Origin of the sequence: uncultured Nostoc sp., from assembly GCF_964245445.1 — a bacterium.
Classification (GTDB): domain Bacteria; phylum Cyanobacteriota; class Cyanobacteriia; order Cyanobacteriales; family Nostocaceae; genus Nostoc.
This window is the reverse complement of the sequence record NZ_CAXTNE010000099.1, coordinates 1-25257: the sequence shown is the minus strand read 5'-3', so window position 1 is coordinate 25257 and position 25257 is coordinate 1. Positions and strand designations below refer to the sequence as shown.

Genomic DNA, 25257 nt, shown 5'->3' with positions numbered 1-25257 from the left:
GCTTTTGCTTGCGGAAAACACCAAAATGAGAAAGCAAACTGGGGTTTGAGAAAGTGAAAGCTCATTTTACTTGCGGAAAACACTGAAATGAGTAAGTCAAATGGCATTTTGAGTAAGTCAAATGCCATTTTGCTTACTAAATTCGACTTTATCCATATTTCTCGGCTGTAATGACCAGTTATGATTATCGTGATGGTAGTGCGATCGCAAAGCATGACGCTTAGAGCAAAATTTAGGAGTCATTATTCATAATTCAGAAGTAAAACAGGCTTTATGTCTGGCTTTAAAGCTTAGTTTATGTACTCCACCAAGTTGAAATCTTCTGTAAATGCAGCTGGGTATCAGGTTAGCTACTAGAAAAAAAGAATTAGCTCAAAAACTTTGGAGACCATAGCCAATAAATAAAACTCGGTTCACCTAGAACCGAGCATTGATTGATGAAGAAGCAGGGGAGCAGGGAGCAGGGAGCAGGGAGCAGGGAGCAAGGGGGATAGAACAGAAAGGGATTCGACCCCACCCTCACTTGAGCCACTTAATAGAAGTGGGGGACGTAAGAACATGTTCCGCTCTGCTCCACGGCTCTCGGTTGGGGTCATTTCCCCTAGCGAAGAGCCCCCTTCTCCCAGCCTCTTCGTTGAGATTTTATTTCTTGATTATCATGACACTTAGAAGATGTTTTAAAAGCCCCGAAAGTTATAATTTCGCAGTTCTGCCTGGGCTAAATACAAAGCCAAACCAATGTTTTAGCTATGTACTAATATGCAATGATTTGCTAACTATGAGAGCAAAAAATCTTTTAAAACATCATCTTCAACAAGCGCAATTTCTTTTGTATTAAGACAAAGAAATTTTACTTGCGAGTTAGGTTAAGCAGTTCTTTGGGAGAAGCAAGTAAGTCAATAGCCACGAAGTAAATTTGACCTTGAGGATCGAGTAAAAATCGCCAAGCAATGTTCATCCCAACATTACCTCCAAACCAAGGAGTTTCGACTGTACCAGTAACTTTATGCTGGGTATAACCATCTTCTATAGTTTCTGAAACACCTTTGGTTGGCTTCATCACTAACCCTTGTCCCTCATCTCGTAGGTAGGAAGTGATCGCTTCTCGACCAACAATTGGTTTTTGGAACGGTGGTTGCAGCGCACCATTGTTAGCAAATAAAGCTACAGCAGCTTCAAAGTTATCTGCATTCATAGCTTCAATGTATTTCAGCACTGTTGGTTCTGTAACTCCCTCAATAGTAAATTGGGGACTTAGGGATGCACGCGGGAACTTAAAGTTTATGACTTCTGCCTGTTTGTTATCAGCCAGAGACGGATCAAACCCCATATTTACTACAGTATTGCGTAGTACAGTAATTTGCTGACTCTGATCGATTCTCTGAACAGCTTCTAGCACTGCTTTAACTTGGGTTGACATTTGATAGCCTGCTGGCATAGGAGCGACGATACCCTGTTTCATCCACTCTCCTAACTGCCACCAGAATCCCAGCTTGGCGTTGACACCAAAGTATGCATAAGAACGGCTGATAGAAGTATCTGCATTACTCGCTAAATCTCTCATTAATTGCGTTTGTTCTTCATGAGACATCTGCTTAATGTCGTTGAATATACCTTCCATTAATTGGAGATTTGCTTTTCCGGGAGCAGCTGGAGTAATTGTACGACCTAGTTCAGCGTAGGCATACCAGAGAAATGCCAACTGATCGTCAATGCTGAGTTCAGCAAACTTTGCTGTAGTGGCTGGAACAGCATCTGCCACTTGAGTGCTAGAAAAAATATTCCGTGCGGATTCGATAGTATAACTCATGGTTATTACCTTAAAGATTTACCTATTCAGTAGTTGCTTTCGGCTACATTTTGCAGTTTGAGGGATAAATCTATGGCATTTTTCCTGGATGACACAATTATCCCTAGATATTTAAATCCGAATTATTATTCACTACTCTGGCATCATAGCTGGTAAACATTAACAAAAGACTAAGATTTATAAGATTTATCTGATGAATATCATTGAATGAAATGTATATCTACTATTTATTTTCAATTTATGGTCTAAGAAAAATAATTTTTAAAAAATTATATCCTTCTAAAGGAAGATATGTAACCATATAGCATCTATCTTTGTAGATAAATATATCTAATCTTTGAACTTTTTCGGCAAGAAAAATAGAATTTGGTAATTGCTTAAATTAGTTTTTTTAATTACTGTATGGATTGCAGTAGATTTATGTTTAGCCGTAGGTTGAGCTAAATAAGTGAAGTCTGTCTAATGCAAACCCTCGGTTCATTTATTAGTAAAATGTAAGTTACAAATTTGTTGCGATCGCCCTTTAGTTAGGGGATAGTTCTGGCTCAATCTTTTTGCATAACATGAGTTCATTATTTTAGCTTCAAGTATGACCGCACCTCTCAAGTAGGGTGCGTTGTAGTAACGCATCATGATCTCAAACATTCCAAATATCCAACACAAGCGGAACATCACCATTACCATCCTAATAGCCGTAAATCCTCTGTTGAGGTATAGAAAAGCTTGTATATCGCCAATACTACCTGGACTGTATTAAATAATTGATTACACCTAAAATTATTAAATGAGCCGGGTAGAACACATAAAACCATCTAGCCCGTGAACCTTGTCTACCATTGAATTGAAAAACAATCAATCCTGCAAAAACTGCCCAAATTTGAAATATATAATTTATAGATAGAATTACTAAAATCAAGTGCAAGATGCACCAGTAGAGCAACCATACTCTGGGATTGAGTTTGTCTATTAAAGACATCAATAAAATTACTGCAATCCCATATCCGCCATACTCAAAGCCTAAGACCTCAGAAACTGCTGCACACAATCCAATAATTATTAATTGCTGCCATAATTGCGGACAAAGCTTTACTAAGCGCAACATCACAAGTCCAAGAAGAAGCGTGAAGAGAATATTAAATGAGAACTTTTGAAAAACAACAGTATAGATTGGCTGAGATATAATTGCTGTAATTAATAGCCTGCCTCCATAGCGGTACACATTTTGGGTGTGTTTTTCGCCTTTAGCCAGAAGCCATGCAAAGAGGGGAAAGCTCAATCGCCCAATAAAGTGTAATATCAAAAAATCTGGCATTAGCAAATAGCACACATGATCCATAACCATGAACACTGCGGCTAAGATTTTAATGCTGAAAGCTGAAAATTTAATCATAAGGTTGAGTTTTACCGTCAAAATTGCCAAATAGGTTCTTAACGATCGCTTGCTGGTTCAAAAAAATATCCTGAGTAAAGTCCTCCGCTTCTTGAGGGTTGCCCAAACTTTCAACGCCAGTCCAAGCTAAAGGAGAGTCTTAGCTTGCTGGGTTGACTGTGGCTCCCTAACTTACCCATAGATTCATAAAGCCGATGAATAAAAATCAAGATTTCTAATTTTTATTTGGTAAGAGTAATACAAGAGCGCTACTAAATACTAGCAATTTGATAACATTAACAAAGTTGATGATTGTTTACGACCCAAATTAGGCGGTGTCTACGACGGGCTATGACGCTCCTGCGTCGCTAACGCTACGCTATCGGCGTCGCCCTCTTCAGCAGATTGGCAAAAACACTATGGCAAAGCGTAAAAAAAGCAATCTCCAGTGGATTAAAGAAACCCTTGAACTAAAGCCTGACCATCATTGGGAATCTCCAGCAGGCTATAAAATATTTGTTGCGAATCGCGGGGCTGTTCGCTTCAATGTTCCCCAGGATTGGGTGTTTGAGCCACAAGAAAAATCCTTCAAGTTCCTCGATAAAAAACCCCCCAACGATGATTGCTGTCTGGAAGTATCTTTCAATCCTCTGCCACCCAATGATTGGAGCCAGTTTCCGCTAAAATCTACCTTGAAGAAAGTCCTGGAAAACGACAGCCGCAACATCATTGCTAAGGGAGAAATTATTACCGTCAAGCGCCAAACCGCCAAAATTGTCTGGACAGAGATGAAGTTCATTGACACTCAGGAAGAACCACGGGAAGCTTTTTCGCGGACTTGCATTGCTTTGGGGTCGAATATTCAGTGCTTGATTACATTCGATTATTGGGCAGATCAAGCAGAACAATTAACACCCGTTTGGGATGAAGCGATTCGTAGTCTCACATTAGGGTTATATATTCGTGACCCCATGACTGGTTTAGCTTTCCCAGACTAAAACCCAAGAATTTGATTGAGTCGTTTTAATTACGGGTGCAAGCAGTGTCATTGGTGAAGCTAGCGCCCGTTTACTCACTAGCAGAGGTTATTGATTTTAAAGGATTGGATACCAGCTTCCTTAAAGTGCGATCGCATGGTTTAGCTGACAGATAATCCCTAAAGGCGATCGCACTATCTCGTAAATTAATTTTATTAACGCGCAATCATCGGGATTTGGGCAAAGTACCCGGATTGTTATTTAATGCGATCGCCTAGTTTATTGTCGAGTGAGGGCGTAGGCGAAGCCCGCACTTCGACTGCGCTCAGTGACCGTCGCAGACATCGCTACAACGGTTTGCTTCTTGTGCATCTCATACACAATCTCTGTCATGTTGATTGCTACGACGGGTTACTTCTTGTGCATCTCACACACAATCTCTAAATCTTGTCGAGTTGGGGCGATCGCTATAACGATTAAATATGATTTAGTCACTTGCTCACAAGCTGCTGATGTCTACAAATTGCTGCCAAGAAAGCTCTAGAAAAAGCTATCAAAAAGCGCGGCAAAAAATTAATAATTAGTTCAGTCTATCGATCAATTACTTCGCAATATTTACGATACAAATATTTTAAGCAAGGACAATGTGGTCTACCACTGACCAGTATACCTAGAAAAAGTACTCATCAGACAGGCTTGGCAATTGATATAGAAGATTATAAAGGCTGGCAGCCTTATTTAGAGTCTGAAGGGTGGAAATGGTTTGGAGCATTTGATTCAGATCACTTTGATTTTTTTAGATCAGGAGTTTCCGATATTAGTAAGCTTCCAATCAAGTCTTTCCAACAGCTTTGGAATTTGAATAATCCAGAAGATAAACTTCTGGAAAATGGAGTTTTTGATTCTAAAACTGAAAAACGGTTAAATCAAGCTCTAGCAGATGGCTTTCCTAAAGGTGAAAAATGTTCAATTGAATGCGGCTTCATATTTCAGTAAGATCGGTTACTTCCAGAAAACTAAATGCTTAATCTTGTTCAGATGATTTACGATCTTAAATTTTTAATAATCATAGTTTAACAAGCGCTTGCACACGGAATGAAGACTTACGCTGGGCATGGTTAAGGCAGGCGATCGCACTAACGTTCTAACCGATGTCTACGACAGGCTACGCCTACGCACCATATTAATCTAAAAAATCGTCATTAAAAATAGTCTTTTATTTTACAGTTGTTCTTTGAGCAAAATCTAAAAACGAGACTGCATAAGAGTTATACTATCTGAAGCATCAAAAAAGATTATTATCGGATAACCCTGGAAGTTGCATTTAGGCTAGAAATAGACTCTTTATTCTCCCGCCGCTAAAAAACCTTGCATTATATGATGTTGAGGAGCGATGGCTAGGTTCGGAGTAATCCCAAGAGTGCATTTGACGGAAAGGTAGACCCATCTTTTGGAAGACGTACTTCTCTTTTACACCAGAAGCTACTAGGTCAGGCTTCAGCGCTTTGATAAATTCCTCGAATTCGTAAGCGGTAACGTCGTCATAAACGATGGTGCCGTTTTCGATGTAGCCAGCAGTACGTTTGTAGTCGTCATTATGAGCGAACTCATAACCTGTACCAATCATCTTCATGCCCAAGTCTTGGAAAGCTGGGACAACGTGGCGAGGACGCAGACCACCAACCATGATGGCAACGGTCTTACCTTCCAAGCGGGGGCGATACTTGTCAAGAATCACATCCATTGTAGGCTGATACTTGGCGATTACCTTCTCAGCGTTTGCTTGGATTGTCTCGTCAAACTTGGAAGCGATTTCCCGTAAAGATTCAGCAATCTTGGTGGGGCCGAAGAAGTTGTATTCCAACCAGGGTATACGGTAGGCTGAAGCCTATAACCCATATACAGCAATAGTTTTACAAATCTGCGTCTTTTGTAGCTTATTCTTGTCTTAAAACTTGCGATTTAAACATCCAAAACTCTAGTGAAATGGTAATTTGATTTGCAAATTGTGGCTTAAGGGGTGTGAAGTTTTGGACGCATACCCAACAGAATTAGGAATCGAGCCTTAACCCTCGAATAAAGATGCAACAGTGCTGCATAAGTCAAAGTTCGCAACCGGATAACATAATGTAGTCCGGCAAATTTTTGCAACTGCTTGCAGGTTATCTGTCAAACTTTATACACTTGTTTAAAACACGAGTGTATTGGCATGGAAGTACTGGGAAGGCCGATGAGCCTAAATAATAGGTTGCACTTGATGGATAGTGAAGATTCGCGATCGCAAACTTGGTTGACTTTGTGCGGTCGTAAGATTCGGGCTACTCACGCTCTACCGTTGCAAAAGTTTGATGCTGGGGAGAACTGCTGTACAGTCTGCGTGAGGATGCAACGCAGTAACTCGCTGCTGCACTCTCGCTTTAAAACGGCATGAGTGCGCGGTAAAAACCCTATTGAGAAGCGGATTATTTCACCATGCAGACGCTAATTCATGGAACAATAATCAGAAGCCTGTGCTTGTTAATACATCTAATTTGCAAGTAAATCCTGTCTTCTATGTTCGATGTGTTCAATAACCCGGAAACCCTATAGGGTTTCGGAAAGCTTGAAATGTTTTCTGAAAGTGTTAGACCAGTGAGAATAGAGTATAAAATCAAACTTCACTTTCTCGGAAAAATTGATTGGAAAACGAGCGGCTCTCATGTGTGATAAATGCTGAAGCGGACAAGTTAGCTTTTTGCACGAACTGCGTGATGGGTGAAAACAGCCGACATTCCACGCTTTATTTAAACGGGAGCAAAAACATTGATATTGCGAAGAATTAAACCACGGAGAAGTATACTTGCCGAAAAAATATTAGCGTGGTTTGTTTTTCGGAGATATATTATATTTCCTTTAAGTTTTAGCGTGGTTTGAAATTGTCGTTGTTTTTGGTGAGTGATCGCTAACTCTCCCGGTCGTTGAGCAGGGTCCGTTTTTATAGTTCACGGGCACTACCTCAAAAGTTATAAGCGCCGCCTTTTTCTCTTACCCAATCATTAATTTCTAGAATGAAATAGCTAAATAAAGCGATATCTTTCTCTGACAACATATTATCTAAGCTTCTTTGTTCATACGCGCTCTGGTAAATATGAGGGTGCTTCTCTTTCAAAAAGTCTTCCAACAAATCATAGGTATTTTGATAGAGTGGAACACACAAAGCAAGCCTTTTGCAAGGCAATCCAAACTTGTTGTTTAAAAGAGACACTAAATTCGACTCAGAATACTCCTCTCCACACTCAATTCTGAAGTGATCAAACGCGATTGGATTTATGAAAAGGTTCCAATCGCGCCCAAGAATGAAGCTGTATTGCTTCTGGACTGCCTCGTTGATAATATCCAGCCCTTCTATTGTGTTTTGGCGTGAGGCGATATCAGCAGCGAGGGTTGGGTCAGCCTTGACATACCTGATAAAAGCCTCAGCTACATAGCTGGCAAAGGCTGGATCAAGGTAGCTGGCTAGGTGAACTGCCATGATTGGGTGAACCCAAGTTACCCAAGTTTTACCTACGCGCTCAACAATCCAGGGTTCAACATTTGACTGTGTAGTTTTCAAATACTCTAATTTAGCTTTGGTTTCTGGCAACTGCTTCCAGTTATCAAGTCGAGACCCAAAATGCTTACACCACTTGGTAGCATTGATGTATTCATCATCTCGTTGTGCATCTCGCACAAAATCGCTAAACTGTTCTATTTGTGACATATAAATTTCTCATTGTTTTGAAAATGTTAAACAACTCCGGCTTAAACAGGGGTTGTTTTTTTTTTAGTCCACAGACACTAATACTGCACGGCGGAAATTATTTTTATTAATTACACCGGCCATTGCCTTTGAACTGCCTCGTTGATGATATCCAGCCCTTCTACTGTGTTTTGGCGTGAGGCAATATCAGAGGCGAGAGTTGGGTCAGCCGCATCGCACCTGACAATAATCTCGGCTACATAGTTGGCGAAGGCTGGATCAAGGTAGCTGGCTAGGTGAACTGCCATGATTGGGTGAACCCAAGTTACCCAAGTTTTACCTACGCGCTCAACAATCCAGGGTTCAACATTTAACTCTGTAGTCTTCAAGGACTTTAGTCTAGCTTTTGTTTCTGGCAATCGCTTCCAGTTGCTCAAGTCATAGCCAAAATGTTTGCACCATTCGGTAGCGTTGATGTAGCCGCCGTCTCGTAGTGCGTCTTGTACCAATTTGTTGAACTGCTCTCTTGGTGACATATAAATTCTTCGTTGCTCTGAAAATGTTTGTTTGTAAGGCTTCAGATTTCTTTTTCAATTTGACTGACAACTTTTTCACGGTGTCAACTTCAGGATTTGACACCCTGGAGATTTGACACCCTGGAGAGCAGGGTGTCAACTTGCCTCAGTGGATCACCTTTGTAAAGCAATTCAAATGCTTGCCAGGAGCCATCAAGCGCTCAAGCTGAAGGTGTGTATCAAAACAATGGATCACCTTATGATCACCTTAGGATCACCTTCTTATGATCACCTCTGTAAAGCTCTACAAGCCATGCAGGGCAATAGTTCTTCGCAAATGTTAAGCAAGGTGATCATCTAAGTATGCCTAAAACTGCAAAAAAAAACAGAATTGGAAATTGAAAAAAACCGCGCCAAAACGATGTTCATCGGATCACCTTCTCTTCACAATTCCCAGGATGATTGCTCTGTAAGCGTTGTAAATTATGAAGGAAGGTGATCCGCCAAGGTGATCCATAGGTGATCACAGGTGATCACGATCCCTTGTGATCACCTCGATGACGATCACCCATGCCAAGGCATTTTTATTAATTACATCGGCTCTAGCTCCTGGTCATCAACCCATTCCCGCTCATTGTCATCTACCTCAAACCAAGGGTGGTCTTCTGGCAACGAGACGTTGTACTGCCAGTCCATGCCAGTCCAGGAGAGTCCCAGGACTGTTACGGGGTACAAGATTTCACCCTGCTTCACTTTTGTCTTGTGCAGCACGGTTTGACCAATGTAATATTCGGGCTTGCTGAATTCTTTACTCACTCGCAAACGCCAAAACTTTGACGCTTGCTGAAAAATGCCCAATGTGGGCGCGTCTGACGCTATCATTCTTATTGCCTCCTTAGTAGGCTCACAACTTGTAAGGGGGAAGTCGTGCCAGGGGGAGAGGTGTCAACTCTCTTTCTGGGGCGCATTCAAGCGCTGACTTCATTTATCCATCCCATGTGGGTAGTGACTTGGAGCGACACGACGCTACGATTTACTCGCTACCTGTATATCTCTGCCCACGGTTTGCATACAACTAGTATACAAAGCAATAACTCAACTGTCAACAATCTGTAGGCAATATGTATGCGGATAGGTTATTCTTGTAGACAGATGTATGCAGTGTACTTGTTATCTATGGCTAGTAAATCGTTTTCATTCCGTTTGCCAGATGAAATTGTTCAATTTGTGGAGTCCTCACAGTTAGACAGTGAAACTCTCAACCAAACAGCTCAAAGGCTTTTTATTGATTTCGTCAAAAGAAACAATCCTTTGTCTGCAATGCTGTCTACAAACGTAGACAGTATAGAAGAATTGATAGACAAGCGGTTAGAGATTGGGCTAACTGAAGTGCGATCGCAACTAGAGGCGCAACTGGAGGAACTGCGGGGAAAATTGAAGGCCCGGTAGCAGAGGAGAATAGCGCTACCGGGCAATTAAGCAATGAAGATTCAACTGTAGCTGATAGCGAACCCTTCAGCCATCTAGACTATCTAGAAAATGAAATTACGAACCTAAAATATAGACTTCAGTCCTGCCAAAAAGAGAGAGACAACCTAGAGGATTACATGGAGGTAGTAGAGGAAAAATTAGAGAAAGAATTGGCTGACGCTAACCAAACCAACGTCACTTTGCTGGAGAACCTTAAAGCGAACAGTGAAACCATCGACCAATTGCAAGGGAAGGTCATGAACCTAGAAACTAGTCTCAAAATTTGCCGCAAGGAAGAGAAGGAGTTAGAGCAGATACTTGAAAAACTAGCGAAGGAATTAGCTGACGTTAAGCGAGAGAACGACACTTTGACGGATAGGCAACAGCTACAGACAGCAGGTTTATCTGTGCAACCAGACTATGAGGCAACCTGCGATCGCACACTCAACAAGCTAAAAGTTGGCAAGCAATCAACGGCAGGAAAGGCGATTGAAGCCTTTATTAAAGAGCTAACGCGTGGGTCAATCGGCTCTCTATAACCTGACTTAAGTAGCTCACGTGTGCGTCTACAGTGCGCCTACACCTTGTCTACAGTTGACTTAAGTAGCCCATAGGTGGCACACGTCTAGCTCACGTGTGCCACCCATGAGCTAGATATGTGGCACACAAGTTACTCACTACCTCACCTGTCATCTGTAGACAATCTGTCTACAGCGTCTACAGAAAAACCGCGTTAAATTTTGGGCTGTAGACGGCTAAAAACCGCTCTGGATAACGTTTTTAGCAACTGTAGACAAAATTTTTAGTACCATTTTTAACAGAAATTACTAAAAAATAGGCATTTTTTCTAATACATTGCTTAAAAAGGTAGTAACGCTAATTTAACAGTTTCAAGACTAAATAGATAGAGATGCACCTCTGTTAATAAACCGCATTCTATGGCGAACTAAGTAGACAGCGCCTCGCTAATTTGATGCCGTGCCAGAGCTTGCCTGAGATATTCCACCTCAGCCCTTAATCGTGCATTTTCTTCAATTAACGCATCAATGCCATCTTTTTTATCTACCGCCTGTTTAATTACCTTCTTCCGGTTCTCCAAGCTGAACCACTTCTGATAAATCTCAGTATGAATCTCAACAGAATGCCCTAAATTATCAGCAGCAGCTTTAATTGGAATGCCCATAATATGCGCTCGAATCGCCCAAGCATGGCGCAAATCATAGGGTGTAAACGGAATATTTACGCGTCTAAACCATGATGAACAATTAACCCGAATAGTGTTGATATCTGTAAAACTAGTTCTGTTAGCAGTTTGAGCTTTTAACAGTTCCAGACACTCTACGTTTTTTAAATCAAACAAGTAAACCCATTCAGGATGTAGCGGTAAGGCTTCTCTGTAACCAGTCTTAGTATCTGGGTGAACTTTCCATGTATTATCTTTATTTTCAGGACTCAACCACCAATCAATTTCAGGATTTACAAACAGTTCTCTGGGGCGTAGTCCATAAGTAGCAAGCATCCCATATACCCATTCCCACATCTTCCAACTGTCTAAACAATTCTTTTTAATTGTCAAGCTTCTAGTCAATGAATACCGATGAAAAGATTCATGACATTTGATGATATCCTGATCGCTGGGGATATCCCTAGCCTGACTTTTGGGTTGTGTGGCTTTGAAATGTTCGAGAGTGAAGCTAGTTAAATTAAGAGTTGATTTTAAAACTTTCAACGATTTAACAGCACTGTATCTGGCAAAATCTTTCGTCAACTCTGCAAGTTTTTTGTCAATCTCTGATTGAGTCAATAAAGTGTCTACCCCAATCAACCGCCGTAAATAATCCTTGTAATAGAAAAAGGTGTGTTTACTTTTTTCTGTTAATTTGTGTGTTTTGAAATATTCAGTTTCAAACTCTTCTAAAACCTCACCAAGAGTTTGATGTTTGTTGCTGACCCTAGCTGTTTTACCCAGATATTTATCAGTCCATTCAAACTGTTTACGGGCCATCAGCTTGCCTAGTTCATTTGCCTCTTCCTCTGCTGTTTTTAACCCGTCCAAGCTTGCAGGGATATTTAGCGAAATTTTGTACTGCTTAAAACCAAGTCCTTTTGTGTCGCGTTCGCCTGGTTTGATGGGTAGGGATGCTTGCATCTGAATAGTTTCCCGTGCCACGACCAAGCCCACTTTCACCTTGGCGGCTTTCAGCCGAGCTTTAGTGTCTGCCAAGCCCTTCTCAAATTTGCGTTCCAGATGCTGCCGAGTAGCTTTCATTTGTTTTTGTATTCCTAGATAGCTGCCATCGGTAGATGCTGGCGGAGTGAAATCCTCAAAAACGTCCTGTGCCTTGCTTTTCATTGTGTCTTAAATGTGTCTTAAAATTTAGTCCATTTAGAACAATGTTTAAATTAAGCAAAGTTAGACGTGGACTAAATCTTGGTATCACGAAACATTAAATCATACTTCGTACAGGGTATACCGTAAGCTTCTTCCATGTGACGGCTGATGTAGTTCATCGACCGGTAGCAGTGGATGAGGTTCATCTTCACATTGGGGGTCATCAACATTTCGTTGATGGTGCCATCACCTGACCACTGAGCGACTACGCGCAAGCCGAGTTCTTCTAACAGGATGCGGCTAGCCCAAGCATCACCACCGATGTTGTAGTCACCAATGATGGCTACATCATAAGGAGTACCTTCAAACTGAAGTGTACCATCTTTCTTAGCTTGGTCTGATCTGGTGAATACCCAGTCACGAACCATGTCGTTAGCAATGTGGTGTCCCAAAGATTGGGAAACACCCCGGAAGCCTTCGCAACGCACAGGTACAACTGGCTTACCAATTGTTTTCGATGTCTTGCGAGCAACAGCTTCGATGTCATCCCCAATTAGACCGATGGGACATTCAGATTGAATGGAAACACCACGGTTGAGGGGGAAAAGTACATCAAGTTCTTCGATCAGCTTGACGAGTTTTTTGTCACCACCAAAGACGATATCTCGTTCTTGGAAGTCGGAGGTGAAGTGCATGGTACCAAAGGTATCAATACCTGTGGTGCCGATGTAGTAGTTACGACGACCAGACCAAGACCAGTAACCGCAACCTACAGGTCCGTGGCTAATGTGGATCATATCCTTAATAGGACCCCAAACCACACCCTTAGAACCGGCGTAAGCACAACCACGAGCGGTCATTACCCCAGGCAGGGATTTGATGTTAGACTTAACGCCGCAATCGGACTTACCTTCTTCGTATACGTTTAAGTGTTTTTCCCGCTTCTTAGCGGCTTTTTCAGGATAAGCACTGAGAACTTCTTTAATTAGTTCTTTTCTTTCTTGAATGATGTTTTGATTTTCTGGAGGTGTCATACTTAGCCTCTGTGATTCGTAAGGATCGGGGCATAGGGGGACTAGGAGTCCCCTGTAAGATTAGGGGGGAGATTAGAGGGAAAGGTAAAAGGTCAAATATGAGATTCTTCCTTTTATCCTTTTTCCTTGTGCTAAAGCATTATTTCTTAGCAGCGATTTATACTACAGGAGCTTCAGCAGCAGTCTTACCAACCAACATTGCAGCATTTTCCTCGCTTTCGAGAATACCGAATTCAATCAACAAGTCTTCTAGTTCTTCCATTTCAATAGGTGTAGGAATAGCCAAATTTTTGTTGTCGATGATCTTTGTAGCCAATGTCCGATATTCGTTAGCTTGGTTGCTATCGGGTGCGTACTCGTTAACAGTCATGCGGCGTAATTCTGCGTGTTGAACGATGTTGTCACGGGGTACAAAGTGAATCATTTGGGTGTTCAACCGTTTTGCCAAGGTTTCGATCAATTCGTGTTCCCGGTCAGTTTTACGGCTGTTACAAATCAGACCACCCAAACGCACGCCACCAGTGTGAGCATACTTAAGAACACCACGAGCAATGTTGTTAGCAGCGTACATCGCCATCATTTCACCTGATGTCACGATGTAGATTTCTTGTGCCTTACCTTCGCGGATAGGCATTGCGAAACCACCACACACAACGTCACCTAATACGTCGTAAGATACGAAGTCTAAGTCTTGGTAAGCACCGTTTTCTTCTAAGAAGTTGATGGCGGTGATGATACCACGACCTGCACAACCTACTCCGGGTTCTGGACCACCAGATTCTACGCAACGAACGTTGCGGAAACCAGTCAGCATCACTTCTTCGAGTTCGATATCTTCTACTGCGCCACGTTCTGCGGCGAGGTGAAGAACGGTTGTTTGAGCCTTGCTGTGCAGCATCAAACGGGTGGAGTCAGCTTTAGGGTCGCAACCGACGATGAGGATGCGTTGACCCATTTCTGCCATAGCTGCTAAGGTGTTTTGGGAAGTGGTAGATTTACCGATACCGCCCTTACCATAGAAAGCTATCTGTCTAATGTTTTCGTCTGTCATGGTTCGTATTTCCCTGCAATTGGTTGGTTGGTGGGTATGCGCGTTTGTCAGTTGCGTTCACGCCAGTTGAGCGACAGTAGTGAGCGCGTGTAGAGCATCGTTGGTAGCGTTGGCATAAATGCCTGCTGGGGGCGATCGCTCCACAGCTAAAATGATTGAAAGCAAGTACATATATTTCCTAGTTAAATTTCTTTTCTTTTTGTCCTTTGTTCTTTGTCATTGTTTTGACAAAGAACAAAGAAAATTACGCGATTTACAAATACGTCATAATGTGTTTCAGCTTGCAAGATTCAATAGGGCTTGATGTTGTTATTTGTCAACAATCAATGCATAAGTCCTATTACTTGTTCAAAATAGCGCCCTTGAAATTTGTGACACGTTCTAGTGCAGCGTTGGTGTCTTCTGGCGACTCTCCACGCACAGCCATTGATTCACCCAGGAGCTTGGCGATCTCATCGAAGTGTTGTTGCTGTAAATTCATTCCAGCGTGTGTTTTGTCCATTGGACGACCGCCGTATTGCTTTGGCCCCTCAAAAATTTCAGATAAGAAAGCAACTAGATGATTACGTTGCTTCGCCATATCTGTACCAGCAAAAAATGGGTTGAGGATGCTGTCTGTGGCAATGCGTTTGTGGAGTTCATCTACTATTTGTTCAATAGCTGGTTGTCCGCCAAGTTTGTCGTACAATGTGCTCATATCCTGTTCCTTTGAAGCGAGTTGGATGATGAAATTTGCTTTTTAGGCACTTAATCTCTTTGCCTATATGCTGTTAGCCGTCATAGCTAATTTAGCTATCGGTTGTCGGTAGGATTGAAGCATTGATGTGGAGACAATTATATGATTCAAATCCTACTTTCTGTTCCTGGCTGAATGCATATTAGGGCGTATTTGTAGAGTACGTTAAGTCCTACAGCAATTCCTAAACTGCTTCGACTACAAGGCTCTTGCTGACACGATCTTGTAATCTGGCTTCGATCGCAATTTTCAGAGTTGCTGTACTACTAGAACAGGAACCGCAAGCACCTTGCAGTACAACTTTAACGTGATCGCCTTCTACATCATAGAGTTCTACATCTCCCCCGTCTGCAATGAGTACGGGTCTGACTTCTTCATCGAGAACCTTTTGAATTAGAGCAATCTTTTGCACATTTGTTAGCGATCGTTGCTTTGAAGTAACAATTTCTGTGGCAACTTGTACGCCGTAATTGTTGAGAGCAGGTGAGGCGTATTCCTGTTGAACTGATCTAATAATATCATCAATATTCGCCAGACAGGAACCGCATCCGCCACCAGCTTTTACATAATTTGTTACTTGCTCGGCATCCGTGAGATGATTTTCTAGAATCACGCGACGAATTTTAGACTCGCTGATGCCAAAGCAACTGCAAACTAACGCGCCTTCATCGTCATCATCATGGTTAGCTAGAGGTATGCCACGATAATTATAGATAGCGGCTTCTAGCGCTTCTTGTCCCATGACAGAGCAATGCATCTTTGCTTCTGGTAAACCACCAAGGTAATCTGCAATGTCTTTGTTGGACACTTTCAAGGCTTCATCTAGGGTTAAACCTTTGATCATTTCGGTTAATGCACTAGAAGATGCGATCGCACTAGTACAACCAAAGGTTTGAAAACGAGCATCTAGAATCTTATCAGATTCTACTTCCACTTTCAGGTGCAATCTTAGAGCATCACCGCAAGCAATGCTACCGATTTCTCCCGTTGCAACCTTAACTCCAGGTTCGCTGGTTTCTTCGATTGCTCCCTGATTTTTGGGATCGTAAAACAGTTCTAATACTTTATCAGTGTAGTCCCACATAACTTTTGTCCTTTGTCCTTTGTCATTTGTCCTTTGTCACATGTCCTTTGTCTTTTGTCATTTGTCCTTTGTCCTTTGTCATTTGTCCTTTGTCACTTGTCACTTTTCCAAAACTAATGACCAATGACCAATAACTAATGACTAATGACTAATGACCAATGACTAATGACTAATGACTAATGACTGTTCTTGCAGCCAACCCGCGTCATCATTTTTGAAGGGTGAGAGGGCGCGTAAACGTTCCACAATACTGGGCATTACCTCTATTACTCGATCGATTTCTGCTTCTGTGGTGTAGCGACAAAGACTGAAGCGAATGGAACCGTGCAAAGTTGTGTAAGGTAGGCCCATTGCCCGAAGGACATGGGAAGGTTCCAGTGAACCGGAGGTGCAAGCAGAACCAGATGATGCACAGATACCGTATTTATTCAAGGATAGTAAGATAGCTTCACCTTCAATATACTTGAAGCCGATATTTGTGGTGTTGGGCAGTCTCTGCGTAACGTCACCGTTAACGACACAATCGGGAATTGTAGCGAGTAAAGTTTGTTCGAGGCGATCGCGCAGCCTTCTTTCTCTTGTGGTCGCTTCTTCTAAGTGTAACAGTTCTAGCTCCGCAGCTTTGCCCAAGGCAATAATTCCCGGAACATTCTCTGTTCCCGCTCTACGTCCGCGTTCTTGGTGTCCCCCAAGCAATAAGGGACGGAACCGAACTCCGCGCCGGATATATAAAGCACCAATTCCTTTAGGCCCGTGCAGCTTGTGACCAGACAGGGTTAACATATCCACGGTGCTAGTCTTCATATTCAAGGGGATTTTTCCCACTGCTTGCACCGCATCTACATGGAAGATAGCACCATATTCTTTTACGCGCAACCCAATTTGCTCAATCGGGAAAACCGTGCCGGTTTCGTTATTAGCATACATAATTGTCACCAGGGCGGTGTTACCCGTCAAGGAAGCTTCTAGTTCATCTAGATCCAGCTGCCCTTGATGATTTACTGATAGATAGGTAACACTATAACCTTGGGTTTCTAATTGTTTGCAGACATTGAGTACTGCTGGGTGTTCAACTTGGGTGGTGACAATATGTCGCTTTTCTGGTTGCGCCAATAGTGCAGATCGAATGGCGGCGTTATCTCCCTCAGTACCGCAACTTGTGTAGACAATTTCTGACTCATCGGCTCCCAGGATGGCTGCAAGTTGTTCTCTTGCTGTTCTCACTGCTTTACCGACTTGCCCACCAAAGGTATGCATACTGGAGGGATTGCCGTAATAATCTGTGAGGTAAGGTAGCATTACCTCTATAACTTCTGGGTCTACCTTAGTGGTAGCATTATTATCAAGATAGATGCAGTTATTTTGCATTGTTGTCTTCAATTACAAATTAGGAATTATTTAATTAAGCTTCAGAACCCATTGTTTGGGATTGACGCTTTTGCAACTGCTCAGAGTATTTCTGGGAATAGCTTTTAAACCAACGTTCCCAGTAATCTTGTTTATTTGTTAATTTAGCAACTACGTGATTGTAATTGGTAAACCAGCCTTCCCAATAATCGCTAGGCTGCTTAACGCAACCGTCACAGGTGGGACAACCAGCTTTACACTGAGGCACGGTATGAATGCTACCAATACAGTTTGTACAAAGTTCAGAGTCAATCCAGTGCTGTCCGTCAACCACTTTAACTGCATTTGTGGGACATACAGATAGACAGAGATTGCAGGAAATACACTGGCTAGTAAGGATTTTGTAAGCCATGATTTATTCTCCTTTTGGGCGCGGGGAGTGGGGAGTGGTGAGTGGTGTTAGCGGATAGCTAAGGTTTAGCCCGTGGTGAGTGGTAAGTGGTGAGTGGGGAGTGGTGAATATTGAAATTCCCTACTCCCTACTCCCTATTCCCTACTCCCTATTCCCTATTCTCTAATTCCTTAACGTATTGCTCGTAAAACTCCAAAGCAACCTTTTCAATTACGTCGTAAGCTTCAACAGTCTGTATTCCAGCTTTTTGCAATTTTTCTTGAGGACTGTTACCAATCTTGGAGGTTAAAACTGCTTTGCAATCTGCGATCGCTTTCATAATATGCTCAAAAGAAGCTTCTTCGCCGTATCCACCTTGGCAGTATTGGTCAATTTTGCGATGGCTGACAAAGCGAACTTCGTCCCCACCCACTTCGTAAATTTGGAATTCTTTCGCATGACCGAAGTGTTGATTAACCAATCCGCCGCCTTTGGTTGCTACTGCAACTAGGACTTTCGGACTGTTGGCAAATTTCTTGCCGGCAAGCGCCTTGTCTTTGGCTACTTTAAGTTCTTCTTTAAACTTCTCAATACCGTCGTGAACTTCTTGACGTTTGTCCATGTCGTATTCTGGAGTCATTTCCAAGAATTTCTCTTTGGAAAATTCCTGGCTGCGGTCTTCTCCCAATAATCCGACTGCATCGGCGCGGCACTGGCGACAGTGACGCATCATTTTCATGTTACCAGAGCAATTGTCTTGAACTTCTTTGAGTTCTTTGGGTGTGGGACCGCGTTGACCGATTAAACCGAAGTGTGTGCCATGTTCTGGTGCAGAAATCAATGGCATGATGTTGTGCAAGAATGCACCTTTTTCCCGAATGACTCGATTCACTTCAACTAGGTGCTGGTCATTAATTCCGGGAATCATTACAGAGTTGACTTTGCACAAGATGTCAGCATCTTTTAAGGCTTGCAATCCTTCCATCTGTCTTTCGTGAAGAATTTTCGCGCCTTCAAGACCTCTGTAACGCTTGCGTTTGTAGTGAACCCAAGGATAAATCTTAGCACCGATCTCTGGATCTACCATGTTAATGGTGATCGTAACGTGATCTATATTTAATTGTTTAATGCGATCAATGTAGTCGGGCAGCATTAAACCATTGGTTGATAAGCACAGCTTGATGTCTGGTGCTTGCTCTGCAATCAACTCAAATGTGCGGAAAGTCTTATCTGGGTTAGCCAGTGGGTCACCAGGGCCGGCAATTCCCACAACTGTCATTTGGGGAATCTTACCACCAATGACCAAAGCTTTGTGTGCTGCTTGTTCTGGTGTTAGCAATTCACTAACAACTCCAGGACGGCTTTCGTTAGCGCAATCATATTTGCGGTTGCAATAGTTGCATTGAATGTTGCAGGCTGGAGCAACTGCAACGTGCATCCGCGCATAGTGGTGATGAGCGTCTTCGCTGTAGCAGGGATGTTTAGCAATGCGTTCTTGGAGCTTTTCGTCCCTTTCCACGGTGGCGCTGGTGTTGCTGTCGCAGCCGCAACCACCTGATTTTGCTTGGGTTGGCGATTCCGTAGCGTTGGAGTTGAGGAGTCGTGTAGACGGTGATGTCATTGAGTTTCGCAAAAGGTCGGTGGACTTGGCTGCCACTGTGGGAGATGCTGTTGCCACTCTCTATGCCCAGGAATTGAAGTCGCGCTTTCCACACTGCCTGCAAACCCTTGGGTTCGGGCGACTTGTTTTCAAGTAAGGCAGGCGATAGATATCTGATGTTCGGCTGGTGTGTGTCAACGTTTGGTTCTTGGGTAGAATTTGTGCTTACAGCCGCGACTTCACTTCAGGCATGGTGCTATGTCATCCCTCCACTCACTTTTCGCTTTGTTTTGTTTCAGAGCGTTAGGTGATTGGCGATATAAGATTTATAGCAGCCGTCTCCTAGCCAAACAGTGCGTCTCTCTAGGATAGAATTTATTGGATTTATTACGTTTGTACTCAAATATTAAAAACCCTAATTCTTCAAGCATTACAAGAATTAAAAAAGTTTTTTTCGGGTAAGGGTTCTAGTATTTTTTGGTTGGGGTTCTAGTGTTTACAGATAGGGGTTCAGGATTTCTTTGTACTCAGCTACAACCCAATCCCAGCAAAGAATTTAATCTACTTACAACTGGGTTTTGGTTATTTAAATGTGTACTCAGATTGCCCTCAATTTGCGTCAAAAGCAATAAATGCCAAGGCTTTGAAGGTGAAAAACTGGAGTAATCTATATTGTTTTACTCCAGAAACGTGCGAAATTCAATTCTGTATCTAACATATCATTTTTTTAAGGGTAAAAATGCACTTCATATTCTTTTAATTTTTCTTTGGAAATGATGTTCAATTATGCCTTTAAACCTTATCTGGTAAGCCGTATGAGCTAATGGAAATAAATGTGTTGCTGCACATAACTTTCAAAAAAATTAACTTTTTTGCCCTTTTTTTCATTCCCACAATGAGGAGATGGGTAGGAAACTCTCAGATTTTGTGTTTAAGAGAAACAACAAACTATAATCTAACATGATTGAGCGATCGCAATGATTTTTCTGAATTGCTCACTACAAACCTTAACGAAAAGTTTGCAAGAGTATATCTTGATTGACTCGGAACAAATCTCCGTTGAGCGTTACTGTCGGGGTGAGGGTAGGATGTGGCTTTACTATCCCTACACGGCTGGAGATATAGTCACTCTATCGAGCATTGAATTTGAGTGTCCGATTGAATTGCTGTATGAAGGTGTTGTATTTACCACTGAAGAATAAAGAGAATGTTCCGTGTTAACTTTTAAGGAGCGATGTCTACGACGGGCTGCGCCTACGCACCTTAAGCAACTGCATAGCCAGTGTAGGGTCTTAACTCCGGTGGACGAAAGCCAAAGACGATGTGTTCTTTAGGAATTCCAGCCCGTTCTAAATCGGCGGCAATGCCTTCTTCCGTGCCATCCCGTTAGAATCCAGAGTTTACCATCAATTAGGTCAATATGAACCAGACAGCCGTGAATGCGGCGTTCGCTATCCCAACCTATATCCATCCATAAATAGCGAGTCTCCTTCGGAGAGGCTGCACCAACGCGGGTTCGATCAAACACCACTTCTGATTGAATATCCGCATAGGAATAGGGTAGCGAAGCATATTCACGTCCTGTACTAGTTCTTCCTTAAATCCCATGCTTCGGCGTAGCCCGTCCTCGCTACACTGTAGTCATAAGCTGTCTAAGTTCATTCACGAAAACAGGGTAGCAGGAGGAATGCGATGAAAGCAGTGGTTATCCGTCGGTATGGTGCGGCTGAAGTGTTGCAGTATGAAGAGGTGGAGCAGCCGAAAATTGAGCCAACGCAGTTACTTGTGAAAGTTCGTGCTAGTAGCGTTAATCCCATTGATTGGAAAATTCGTCAGGGGATATTGAGCTTGATTAGCGGCAGTAAATTTCCGAAGATTCTGGGGTTTGATGTGGCCGGAGAAGTCGTAGAGGTTGGCTCTCAAGTTACGCGCTTTAAACCAGGAGATGCTATTTATGGTAGTACTAGCTTCCCTGGAGGAGGTTACGCGGAGTTTGCAGCCATCCCAGAAAACTTGGCGGTGCTTAAACCAACGAATCTATCTTATGAAGAAGCTGCTGCTGTGCCTTTAGCAGCGCTCACGGCTTTGCAAGCCCTGCGAGATCAAGGAAATATTCAAAAAGGACAAAATGTCTTAATTAATGGTGCTGCGGGCGGTGTAGGGACTTTTGCAGTGCAAATTGTTAAGGCTTTAGGCGCACAGGTGACGGGAGTTAGCAGTACCAAAAATTTGGATTTGGTAAAATCTTTGGGAGCAGAGCGCGTAATTGATTATACGCAGCAAGATTTTGCCGAAGATACAGCGCAGTATGACATTATCTTTGATGCAGTGGGTAAGCGATCGCTCTCACAAACCAAAAGAGTCCTCAAACCCAACGGAATTTATATCACCACATTACCCAGCCCTGAAGTCTTGTTAGAGAGCGTCTTAACAGCGTTCCTTCCCGGTCAAAAAGCGAAATTTCTCTTTGAGAAACCTAACGCTAAAGACTTGCTTTTTCTCAAAGAATTGATTGAAGCGGGTAACATTCGTGTGGTGATTGATCGCACATATCCCTTACAAGAACTAGCGGCGGCTCATGCTTATAGCGAAACTGGGCGTGCAGTGGGAAAAATTGCGTTGACGCAGCTCGTCTAGACATCACAGTTTCTAGTTTCTAGTGGGAGCAATGCGATTTTGTGAGATGGGTAAGCAGGGGAGGCAGGGGGAGAGAAAGAAATAAGTGTATTCAGGGCTATTTAGGTAGTAAAAATTACTAAAACTTTATCTTTCTCCCTCTGCTCCCTCTACTCCCCCTGCTCAAGAAAGCTCATTTCACGATGATCTCACTTTTTCGCGTTGCTCCCGTTTCTAGTTGATTGGAGGACAATAAGCCAAAAGCAGCACAGGTGACTCAATTTTTGATTTTGGATAATAAAATTGTTCTCGCGTTTGAATTCGCTTGCTCTGGGACTTTTTTAAATTTTGGATTTAAGGCTATTCAATCCAAAATCCAAAATTTAAAATCTAAAATTTGGTGAGTGGTACTACTTGACTTGTATAAAGGATATTATGTTATCGAAGTCAGCTCCAATAGATTTATAATCACCAGCACTAAACTCACGGCATCGACCACCAGTTTCATTTTGGCAGACACGTACCACTGTACCCGGTGGTACACTTAATGAGCTAATAGCATCATTCCCTACAACATTTAAGTCCCCTTTGACCGCTTCGTATACTCCTGGACTTGTAGGAAAAGACTGGGAAACTCCAGTCAAATTAGGATCTCTGTAGACCTTAACTTCTCCTGGCGGCGTGTAAGAGAGCTTGTAGATAGTACCACTGTAGTCATCCGAAATTAACAAATTACCTTGCAGATCGACTGCCATATCCACCGGTCGGCCCCAGACTTCTTCCGTTGTTGGAACTAGCCAACCGTTGACTAAATCTATCTCCTCTCCTAGAGTCTTTGTCGTACTGTTCCAGGGAAAGTAAGCTATTTTGTAGCCCGTTTTCTTCTGCCGATTCCATGAACCATGTAGCCCCGCCACTACCCCACTTGAGTACAGGCTGGGGAACTTAGTATTTTGTAAAAATGTTAGTCCCAAGGGAGCCGAATGGGCTTGAATACCCTTGCTAATCCTGTCCATTGCATTGCAGTTAACACTTCCATTAGCATTGAACTGATAGTCGCGGTCAAATGGCATATTGTTGAAGCCAGTTGATGTGTCAGGATTGGGGTTGCAGAATGGCCAACCGTAGTTACCGCCATCTCGGACTTTCGTAAGCTCTTCTGGCGGGTGGTTGTCTACGTAAGAAAGGATAACCTTACCGTAATTGCCACTACTATCGTTGAAGGGATAGGCGATGTTATCTCGATTATTAACAATTACCCAAAGGTCATTTGTGCCAGGTAAGAATGCTAATCCTTCGGCATTACGTAAACCTTGGGCAAAAAGTCGCTGATTGGTTCCATTAGCGTTGTATTGGTAAATTGCAGCACGCTTTGGGGTACTAACAGTATCTTCCTTGCAAGCATTGCACGTAGAGGCAATTGACACGTACAGTTTGTGATTGGCATCAAGTGCGATATTTTTTAGCTCGTGACCATAAGAGCCTTTGAGTTCCGATGTGCTGCTGTCTGGTAAGCCAGTTACAACGATTTGGCGATTTTTGGCGATTCTATCTCCAGAGTTGTAGATAAAGCGGTTAATTTGATGAGTCTCAGAGATATAAACGTATGTGGTGTTGTCAATCTGATGAAACACAATGTCGTGTGGTCTGCGTAGACCCGTCACGAAGTCAGAAATAATTGGGTCTTTGCTGCCATTTTCCCGGACAATTAACACTTTACCTGTACTCGGCTGTGATACTAGAAGATCCCCATTGGGAGCAACTGCCATAAAGCGAGCTTTGTTAATGCGAGCATAAACAGAGGCGGAGAAATTGGGCGGCACTTTTAAGGAACGGTTAGTATTAAAGGGCCAAGAGGTCATTGTACTAGGCACTTTAACCTTAGTTTCAACAGACGCAGGGGGCGGGTTGCCCAACGCGGCGGTGGTAAGAACCTCAAAGGACATCAGACTCAGTAGCGATGTGGCTAGTAGGCCTCCAAGTATCTGTGTTGGTTTTAAAGCAAATGCAACCATCTTAAACTTCCCTCTAGCTTTTTAGTGATTTATGTTACACGTAACTCTCAGCTAGCCGATTTTACCTGGAGTTTGCACAAAGTTAACTCAGGGGTACTAGTTTTTTAAAATACTTAAAATATCTTTATGTACTCTTATTTTTCTTAACTCATCAAAAAATGGGTGAACCGAGAGTTACAAACAAAGGCAGAGCGATCGCTCTTTCAAACCAAAAAATTCCTCACACTTAACGGAATTATCACCACACGATCTACGCCTAAAACCATTGTAGAGTGTCTTAACAGCATTCCTTCTAGGTCACAAAGCCAAATTTGTGTTTGAAAAAACCAACGCTGAAGACCTGGTTTTTTTCAAAGAATGAGTTGAATCTAGTAAAATTACTGGGGTGATTGATGGCACATATCCTTGGGATAACTGGCGGCGGTTCATGGTGTAGCAAAAGTGAGCGTGCAGTGGGGAAATTGCGTTGGGGCAGCCCGTCGTAGACATCACGGTTAGCAATTGATCTAAAAAACCAATACGAAACCTAACCCCCTAACCCCCTTCCTGATGCGGGAAGGGGGAAAGTTCAAAGTTTCTCTCCTAAAAGGAGAGAGAAATAGAAGAGAGGTTCTTGAGATCCCTGTGATATTTCTGCAATCACCCTGAAATCTGTAAACATTATTCAAGCTAGTGGATATACTCGTAGTCAAACTCTCAACAGAAGCGAGTATTATGCTGGACTGGTTAGCTATTTGGGGTGTAACTCAGGCCGCCGGGTTGATTTTTAAACCCATTTTGGAAGACTTAGCCAAAGATGCTGCTAAAGATTGGGCAAACACTGGCAAGATGAAAGTTGGCATGAAGTCTTGCTGCTAATTGCAGGAATGATTGAACCAAAGTTTGTTGGGGAGATTCTTGATTATTTAATGGCACAAGATGGCGAAGGGGAAAAGTTTTTCAATCTTTTTTTAGCGGCTAAGTGTCTTGTAGAGGTGGAGAATCGCTCGGCGATCGCGTCAACGGCTAATAAATTACTTGACACGCTCAAAGACTTAACTAAATATGACCTCTGGTACTATTACGACCCCCAGCAATATGGAGAAGAAACTAAGCTAATTAAGGAAATTCGCACTCAAGCAGTCACAGCAATTGCAACGACCTGGCAAGAATCTCTCGATACCAAAACTTGGCTTAAACAACACGCTACCCA

At 42.6% G+C, this 25257-nt stretch carries 23 protein-coding genes and 4 pseudogenes; 9 read left to right on the top strand and 18 right to left on the bottom strand.

All coding sequences use genetic code 11. The features are described 5' to 3' along the window. Positions 1 to 117: 117 nt before the first annotated feature. From ACFE90_RS17725 to ACFE90_RS17715, 3 genes are all read right to left on the bottom strand, one after another. Positions 118 to 243, bottom strand: a complete 126-nt coding sequence (locus tag ACFE90_RS17725; protein ID WP_375502739.1) for a hypothetical protein — start codon at positions 241 to 243, stop codon at positions 118 to 120. 607 nt (positions 244 to 850) lie between these two features. After that, complete coding sequence (locus ACFE90_RS17720) at positions 851 to 1810, bottom strand: orange carotenoid protein N-terminal domain-containing protein (RefSeq protein ID WP_375502737.1); 960 nt, start codon at positions 1808 to 1810, stop codon at positions 851 to 853. Positions 1811 to 2549: 739 nt separating this feature from the next. Then, positions 2550 to 3200, bottom strand: a complete 651-nt coding sequence (locus tag ACFE90_RS17715; protein WP_375502735.1) for a TraX family protein — start codon at positions 3198 to 3200, stop codon at positions 2550 to 2552. A gap of 398 nt (positions 3201 to 3598) precedes the next feature. Between ACFE90_RS17715 and ACFE90_RS17710 the strand changes: the two genes are divergently transcribed. Then, entirely contained in the window at positions 3599 to 4177 is a 579-nt protein-coding gene (locus ACFE90_RS17710) for a hypothetical protein (RefSeq protein WP_375502747.1), read from the top strand. A 501-nt stretch (positions 4178 to 4678) separates the two neighbouring features. Continuing rightward, positions 4679 to 5152, top strand: a complete 474-nt coding sequence (locus ACFE90_RS17705) for a M15 family metallopeptidase (RefSeq protein ID WP_375502745.1) — start codon at positions 4679 to 4681, stop codon at positions 5150 to 5152. A gap of 328 nt (positions 5153 to 5480) precedes the next feature. Here ACFE90_RS17705 and ACFE90_RS17700 read toward each other — a convergent pair. Then, positions 5481 to 6038 (bottom strand): annotated as a pseudogene (locus tag ACFE90_RS17700) (nitrogenase component 1); the annotation flags it as partial. Positions 6039 to 6386: 348 nt separating this feature from the next. Between ACFE90_RS17700 and ACFE90_RS17695 the strand changes: the two are divergent. Beyond that, a complete protein-coding gene (locus ACFE90_RS17695) occupies positions 6387 to 6587 on the top strand; it encodes a hypothetical protein (RefSeq protein ID WP_375502733.1) in 201 nt (66 codons plus the stop codon). 564 nt (positions 6588 to 7151) lie between these two features. Here ACFE90_RS17695 and ACFE90_RS17690 read toward each other — a convergent pair. The 3 genes from ACFE90_RS17690 to ACFE90_RS17680 form a co-directional block, all read right to left on the bottom strand. Then, on the bottom strand, positions 7152 to 7895 hold the full coding sequence (locus ACFE90_RS17690) for a KilA-N domain-containing protein (protein WP_375502731.1): 744 nt from the start codon (positions 7893 to 7895) through the stop codon (positions 7152 to 7154). A gap of 110 nt (positions 7896 to 8005) precedes the next feature. Beyond that, complete coding sequence (locus ACFE90_RS17685; protein WP_375502729.1) at positions 8006 to 8410, bottom strand: KilA-N domain-containing protein; 405 nt, start codon at positions 8408 to 8410, stop codon at positions 8006 to 8008. A 570-nt stretch (positions 8411 to 8980) separates the two neighbouring features. After that, the gene (locus ACFE90_RS17680; protein ID WP_375502727.1) at positions 8981 to 9271 is read right to left on the bottom strand and encodes a hypothetical protein; all 291 of its coding nucleotides are present in this window, start codon (positions 9269 to 9271) and stop codon (positions 8981 to 8983) included. 294 nt (positions 9272 to 9565) lie between these two features. Between ACFE90_RS17680 and ACFE90_RS17675 the strand changes: the two genes are divergently transcribed. Next, positions 9566 to 9838 carry a hypothetical protein gene (locus tag ACFE90_RS17675; protein ID WP_375502725.1) on the top strand — a complete coding sequence of 91 codons (273 nt, stop codon included), beginning with the start codon at positions 9566 to 9568 and terminating at the stop codon, positions 9836 to 9838. A 158-nt stretch (positions 9839 to 9996) separates the two neighbouring features. Next, positions 9997 to 10398: a hypothetical protein gene (locus ACFE90_RS17670; protein ID WP_375502723.1), complete on the top strand. Its 402-nt coding sequence runs from the start codon at positions 9997 to 9999 to the stop codon at positions 10396 to 10398. Between the two features lie 407 nt (positions 10399 to 10805). Here ACFE90_RS17670 and ACFE90_RS17665 read toward each other — a convergent pair whose 3' ends face one another. The 8 genes and pseudogenes from ACFE90_RS17665 to nifB all read right to left on the bottom strand — a co-directional run bounded on the left by ACFE90_RS17665 (position 10806) and on the right by nifB (position 19455). Then, the gene (locus tag ACFE90_RS17665; RefSeq protein ID WP_375502721.1) at positions 10806 to 12212 is read right to left on the bottom strand and encodes a site-specific integrase; all 1407 of its coding nucleotides are present in this window, start codon (positions 12210 to 12212) and stop codon (positions 10806 to 10808) included. A gap of 74 nt (positions 12213 to 12286) precedes the next feature. Further along, positions 12287 to 13225: pseudogene (locus ACFE90_RS17660) on the bottom strand (nitrogenase component 1); the annotation flags it as partial. A gap of 157 nt (positions 13226 to 13382) precedes the next feature. Next, positions 13383 to 14276, bottom strand: coding sequence for a nitrogenase iron protein (nifH, locus tag ACFE90_RS17655; protein ID WP_375502719.1), 894 nt, complete (start codon positions 14274 to 14276; stop codon positions 13383 to 13385). 340 nt (positions 14277 to 14616) lie between these two features. Further along, positions 14617 to 14973, bottom strand: a complete 357-nt coding sequence (locus ACFE90_RS17650) for a group 1 truncated hemoglobin (protein WP_375502717.1) — start codon at positions 14971 to 14973, stop codon at positions 14617 to 14619. Between the two features lie 223 nt (positions 14974 to 15196). Next, entirely contained in the window at positions 15197 to 16096 is a 900-nt protein-coding gene (gene nifU / locus ACFE90_RS17645; RefSeq protein ID WP_375502715.1) for a Fe-S cluster assembly protein NifU, read from the bottom strand. 162 nt (positions 16097 to 16258) lie between these two features. Continuing rightward, positions 16259 to 17464, bottom strand: coding sequence for a cysteine desulfurase NifS (nifS, locus tag ACFE90_RS17640; RefSeq protein ID WP_375502713.1), 1206 nt, complete (start codon positions 17462 to 17464; stop codon positions 16259 to 16261). A 34-nt stretch (positions 17465 to 17498) separates the two neighbouring features. Further along, positions 17499 to 17855, bottom strand: a complete 357-nt coding sequence (locus tag ACFE90_RS17635) for a 4Fe-4S binding protein (protein ID WP_375502711.1) — start codon at positions 17853 to 17855, stop codon at positions 17499 to 17501. Between the two features lie 148 nt (positions 17856 to 18003). Continuing rightward, on the bottom strand, positions 18004 to 19455 hold the full coding sequence (gene nifB / locus ACFE90_RS17630) for a nitrogenase cofactor biosynthesis protein NifB (RefSeq protein ID WP_375502743.1): 1452 nt from the start codon (positions 19453 to 19455) through the stop codon (positions 18004 to 18006). Positions 19456 to 20450: 995 nt separating this feature from the next. On the opposite strand from nifB, the pseudogene ACFE90_RS17625 reads away from it, so the two are divergent. Further along, positions 20451 to 20636 (top strand): annotated as a pseudogene (locus tag ACFE90_RS17625) (Uma2 family endonuclease); the annotation flags it as partial. A gap of 61 nt (positions 20637 to 20697) precedes the next feature. Here the strand turns inward: ACFE90_RS17625 and ACFE90_RS17620 are convergent. After that, the gene (locus ACFE90_RS17620; protein ID WP_375502741.1) at positions 20698 to 20772 is read right to left on the bottom strand and encodes a hypothetical protein; all 75 of its coding nucleotides are present in this window, start codon (positions 20770 to 20772) and stop codon (positions 20698 to 20700) included. Further along, complete coding sequence (locus ACFE90_RS17615) at positions 20765 to 20965, bottom strand: element excision factor XisI family protein (RefSeq protein ID WP_375502709.1); 201 nt, start codon at positions 20963 to 20965, stop codon at positions 20765 to 20767. The genes ACFE90_RS17620 and ACFE90_RS17615 overlap by 8 nt, the downstream gene beginning before the upstream one ends. A gap of 161 nt (positions 20966 to 21126) precedes the next feature. Here ACFE90_RS17615 and ACFE90_RS17610 point away from each other — a divergent pair, with 161 nt between their 5' ends. Further along, positions 21127 to 22071, top strand: a complete 945-nt coding sequence (locus ACFE90_RS17610) for an NAD(P)-dependent alcohol dehydrogenase (protein WP_375502707.1) — start codon at positions 21127 to 21129, stop codon at positions 22069 to 22071. Positions 22072 to 22460: 389 nt separating this feature from the next. Here the strand turns inward: ACFE90_RS17610 and ACFE90_RS17605 are convergent, their stop codons facing one another. Further along, the gene (locus tag ACFE90_RS17605) at positions 22461 to 24065 is read right to left on the bottom strand and encodes a PQQ-dependent sugar dehydrogenase (protein ID WP_375502705.1); all 1605 of its coding nucleotides are present in this window, start codon (positions 24063 to 24065) and stop codon (positions 22461 to 22463) included. A gap of 714 nt (positions 24066 to 24779) precedes the next feature. On the opposite strand from ACFE90_RS17605, the gene ACFE90_RS17600 reads away from it, so the two are divergent. Both ACFE90_RS17600 and ACFE90_RS17595 read left to right on the top strand, forming a co-directional pair. After that, positions 24780 to 24923 (top strand): hypothetical protein, encoded by a 144-nt coding sequence (locus ACFE90_RS17600; RefSeq protein ID WP_375502703.1) that lies wholly within the window; start codon positions 24780 to 24782, stop codon positions 24921 to 24923. 8 nt (positions 24924 to 24931) lie between these two features. Continuing rightward, a pseudogene (locus ACFE90_RS17595) lies at positions 24932 to 25257 on the top strand (NTPase); the annotation flags it as partial.

Coding starts and splice junctions, on each gene's coding strand:
- ACFE90_RS17725 (WP_375502739.1), bottom strand. CDS start 243: ATGACTCCTAAATTTTGCTCTAAGCGTCATGCTTTGCGATCGCACTAC.
- ACFE90_RS17720 (WP_375502737.1), bottom strand. CDS start 1,810: ATGAGTTATACTATCGAATCCGCACGGAATATTTTTTCTAGCACTCAA.
- ACFE90_RS17715 (WP_375502735.1), bottom strand. CDS start 3,200: ATGATTAAATTTTCAGCTTTCAGCATTAAAATCTTAGCCGCAGTGTTC.
- ACFE90_RS17710 (WP_375502747.1), top strand. CDS start 3,599: ATGGCAAAGCGTAAAAAAAGCAATCTCCAGTGGATTAAAGAAACCCTT.
- ACFE90_RS17695 (WP_375502733.1), top strand. CDS start 6,387: ATGAGCCTAAATAATAGGTTGCACTTGATGGATAGTGAAGATTCGCGA.
- ACFE90_RS17690 (WP_375502731.1), bottom strand. CDS start 7,895: ATGTCACAAATAGAACAGTTTAGCGATTTTGTGCGAGATGCACAACGA.
- ACFE90_RS17685 (WP_375502729.1), bottom strand. CDS start 8,410: ATGTCACCAAGAGAGCAGTTCAACAAATTGGTACAAGACGCACTACGA.
- ACFE90_RS17680 (WP_375502727.1), bottom strand. CDS start 9,271: ATGATAGCGTCAGACGCGCCCACATTGGGCATTTTTCAGCAAGCGTCA.
- ACFE90_RS17675 (WP_375502725.1), top strand. CDS start 9,566: ATGGCTAGTAAATCGTTTTCATTCCGTTTGCCAGATGAAATTGTTCAA.
- ACFE90_RS17670 (WP_375502723.1), top strand. CDS start 9,997: ATGGAGGTAGTAGAGGAAAAATTAGAGAAAGAATTGGCTGACGCTAAC.
- ACFE90_RS17665 (WP_375502721.1), bottom strand. CDS start 12,212: ATGAAAAGCAAGGCACAGGACGTTTTTGAGGATTTCACTCCGCCAGCA.
- nifH (WP_375502719.1), bottom strand. CDS start 14,276: ATGACAGACGAAAACATTAGACAGATAGCTTTCTATGGTAAGGGCGGT.
- ACFE90_RS17650 (WP_375502717.1), bottom strand. CDS start 14,973: ATGAGCACATTGTACGACAAACTTGGCGGACAACCAGCTATTGAACAA.
- nifU (WP_375502715.1), bottom strand. CDS start 16,096: ATGTGGGACTACACTGATAAAGTATTAGAACTGTTTTACGATCCCAAA.
- nifS (WP_375502713.1), bottom strand. CDS start 17,464: ATGCAAAATAACTGCATCTATCTTGATAATAATGCTACCACTAAGGTA.
- ACFE90_RS17635 (WP_375502711.1), bottom strand. CDS start 17,855: ATGGCTTACAAAATCCTTACTAGCCAGTGTATTTCCTGCAATCTCTGT.
- nifB (WP_375502743.1), bottom strand. CDS start 19,455: ATGACATCACCGTCTACACGACTCCTCAACTCCAACGCTACGGAATCG.
- ACFE90_RS17610 (WP_375502707.1), top strand. CDS start 21,127: ATGAAAGCAGTGGTTATCCGTCGGTATGGTGCGGCTGAAGTGTTGCAG.
- ACFE90_RS17605 (WP_375502705.1), bottom strand. CDS start 24,065: ATGGTTGCATTTGCTTTAAAACCAACACAGATACTTGGAGGCCTACTA.
- ACFE90_RS17600 (WP_375502703.1), top strand. CDS start 24,780: ATGCTGGACTGGTTAGCTATTTGGGGTGTAACTCAGGCCGCCGGGTTG.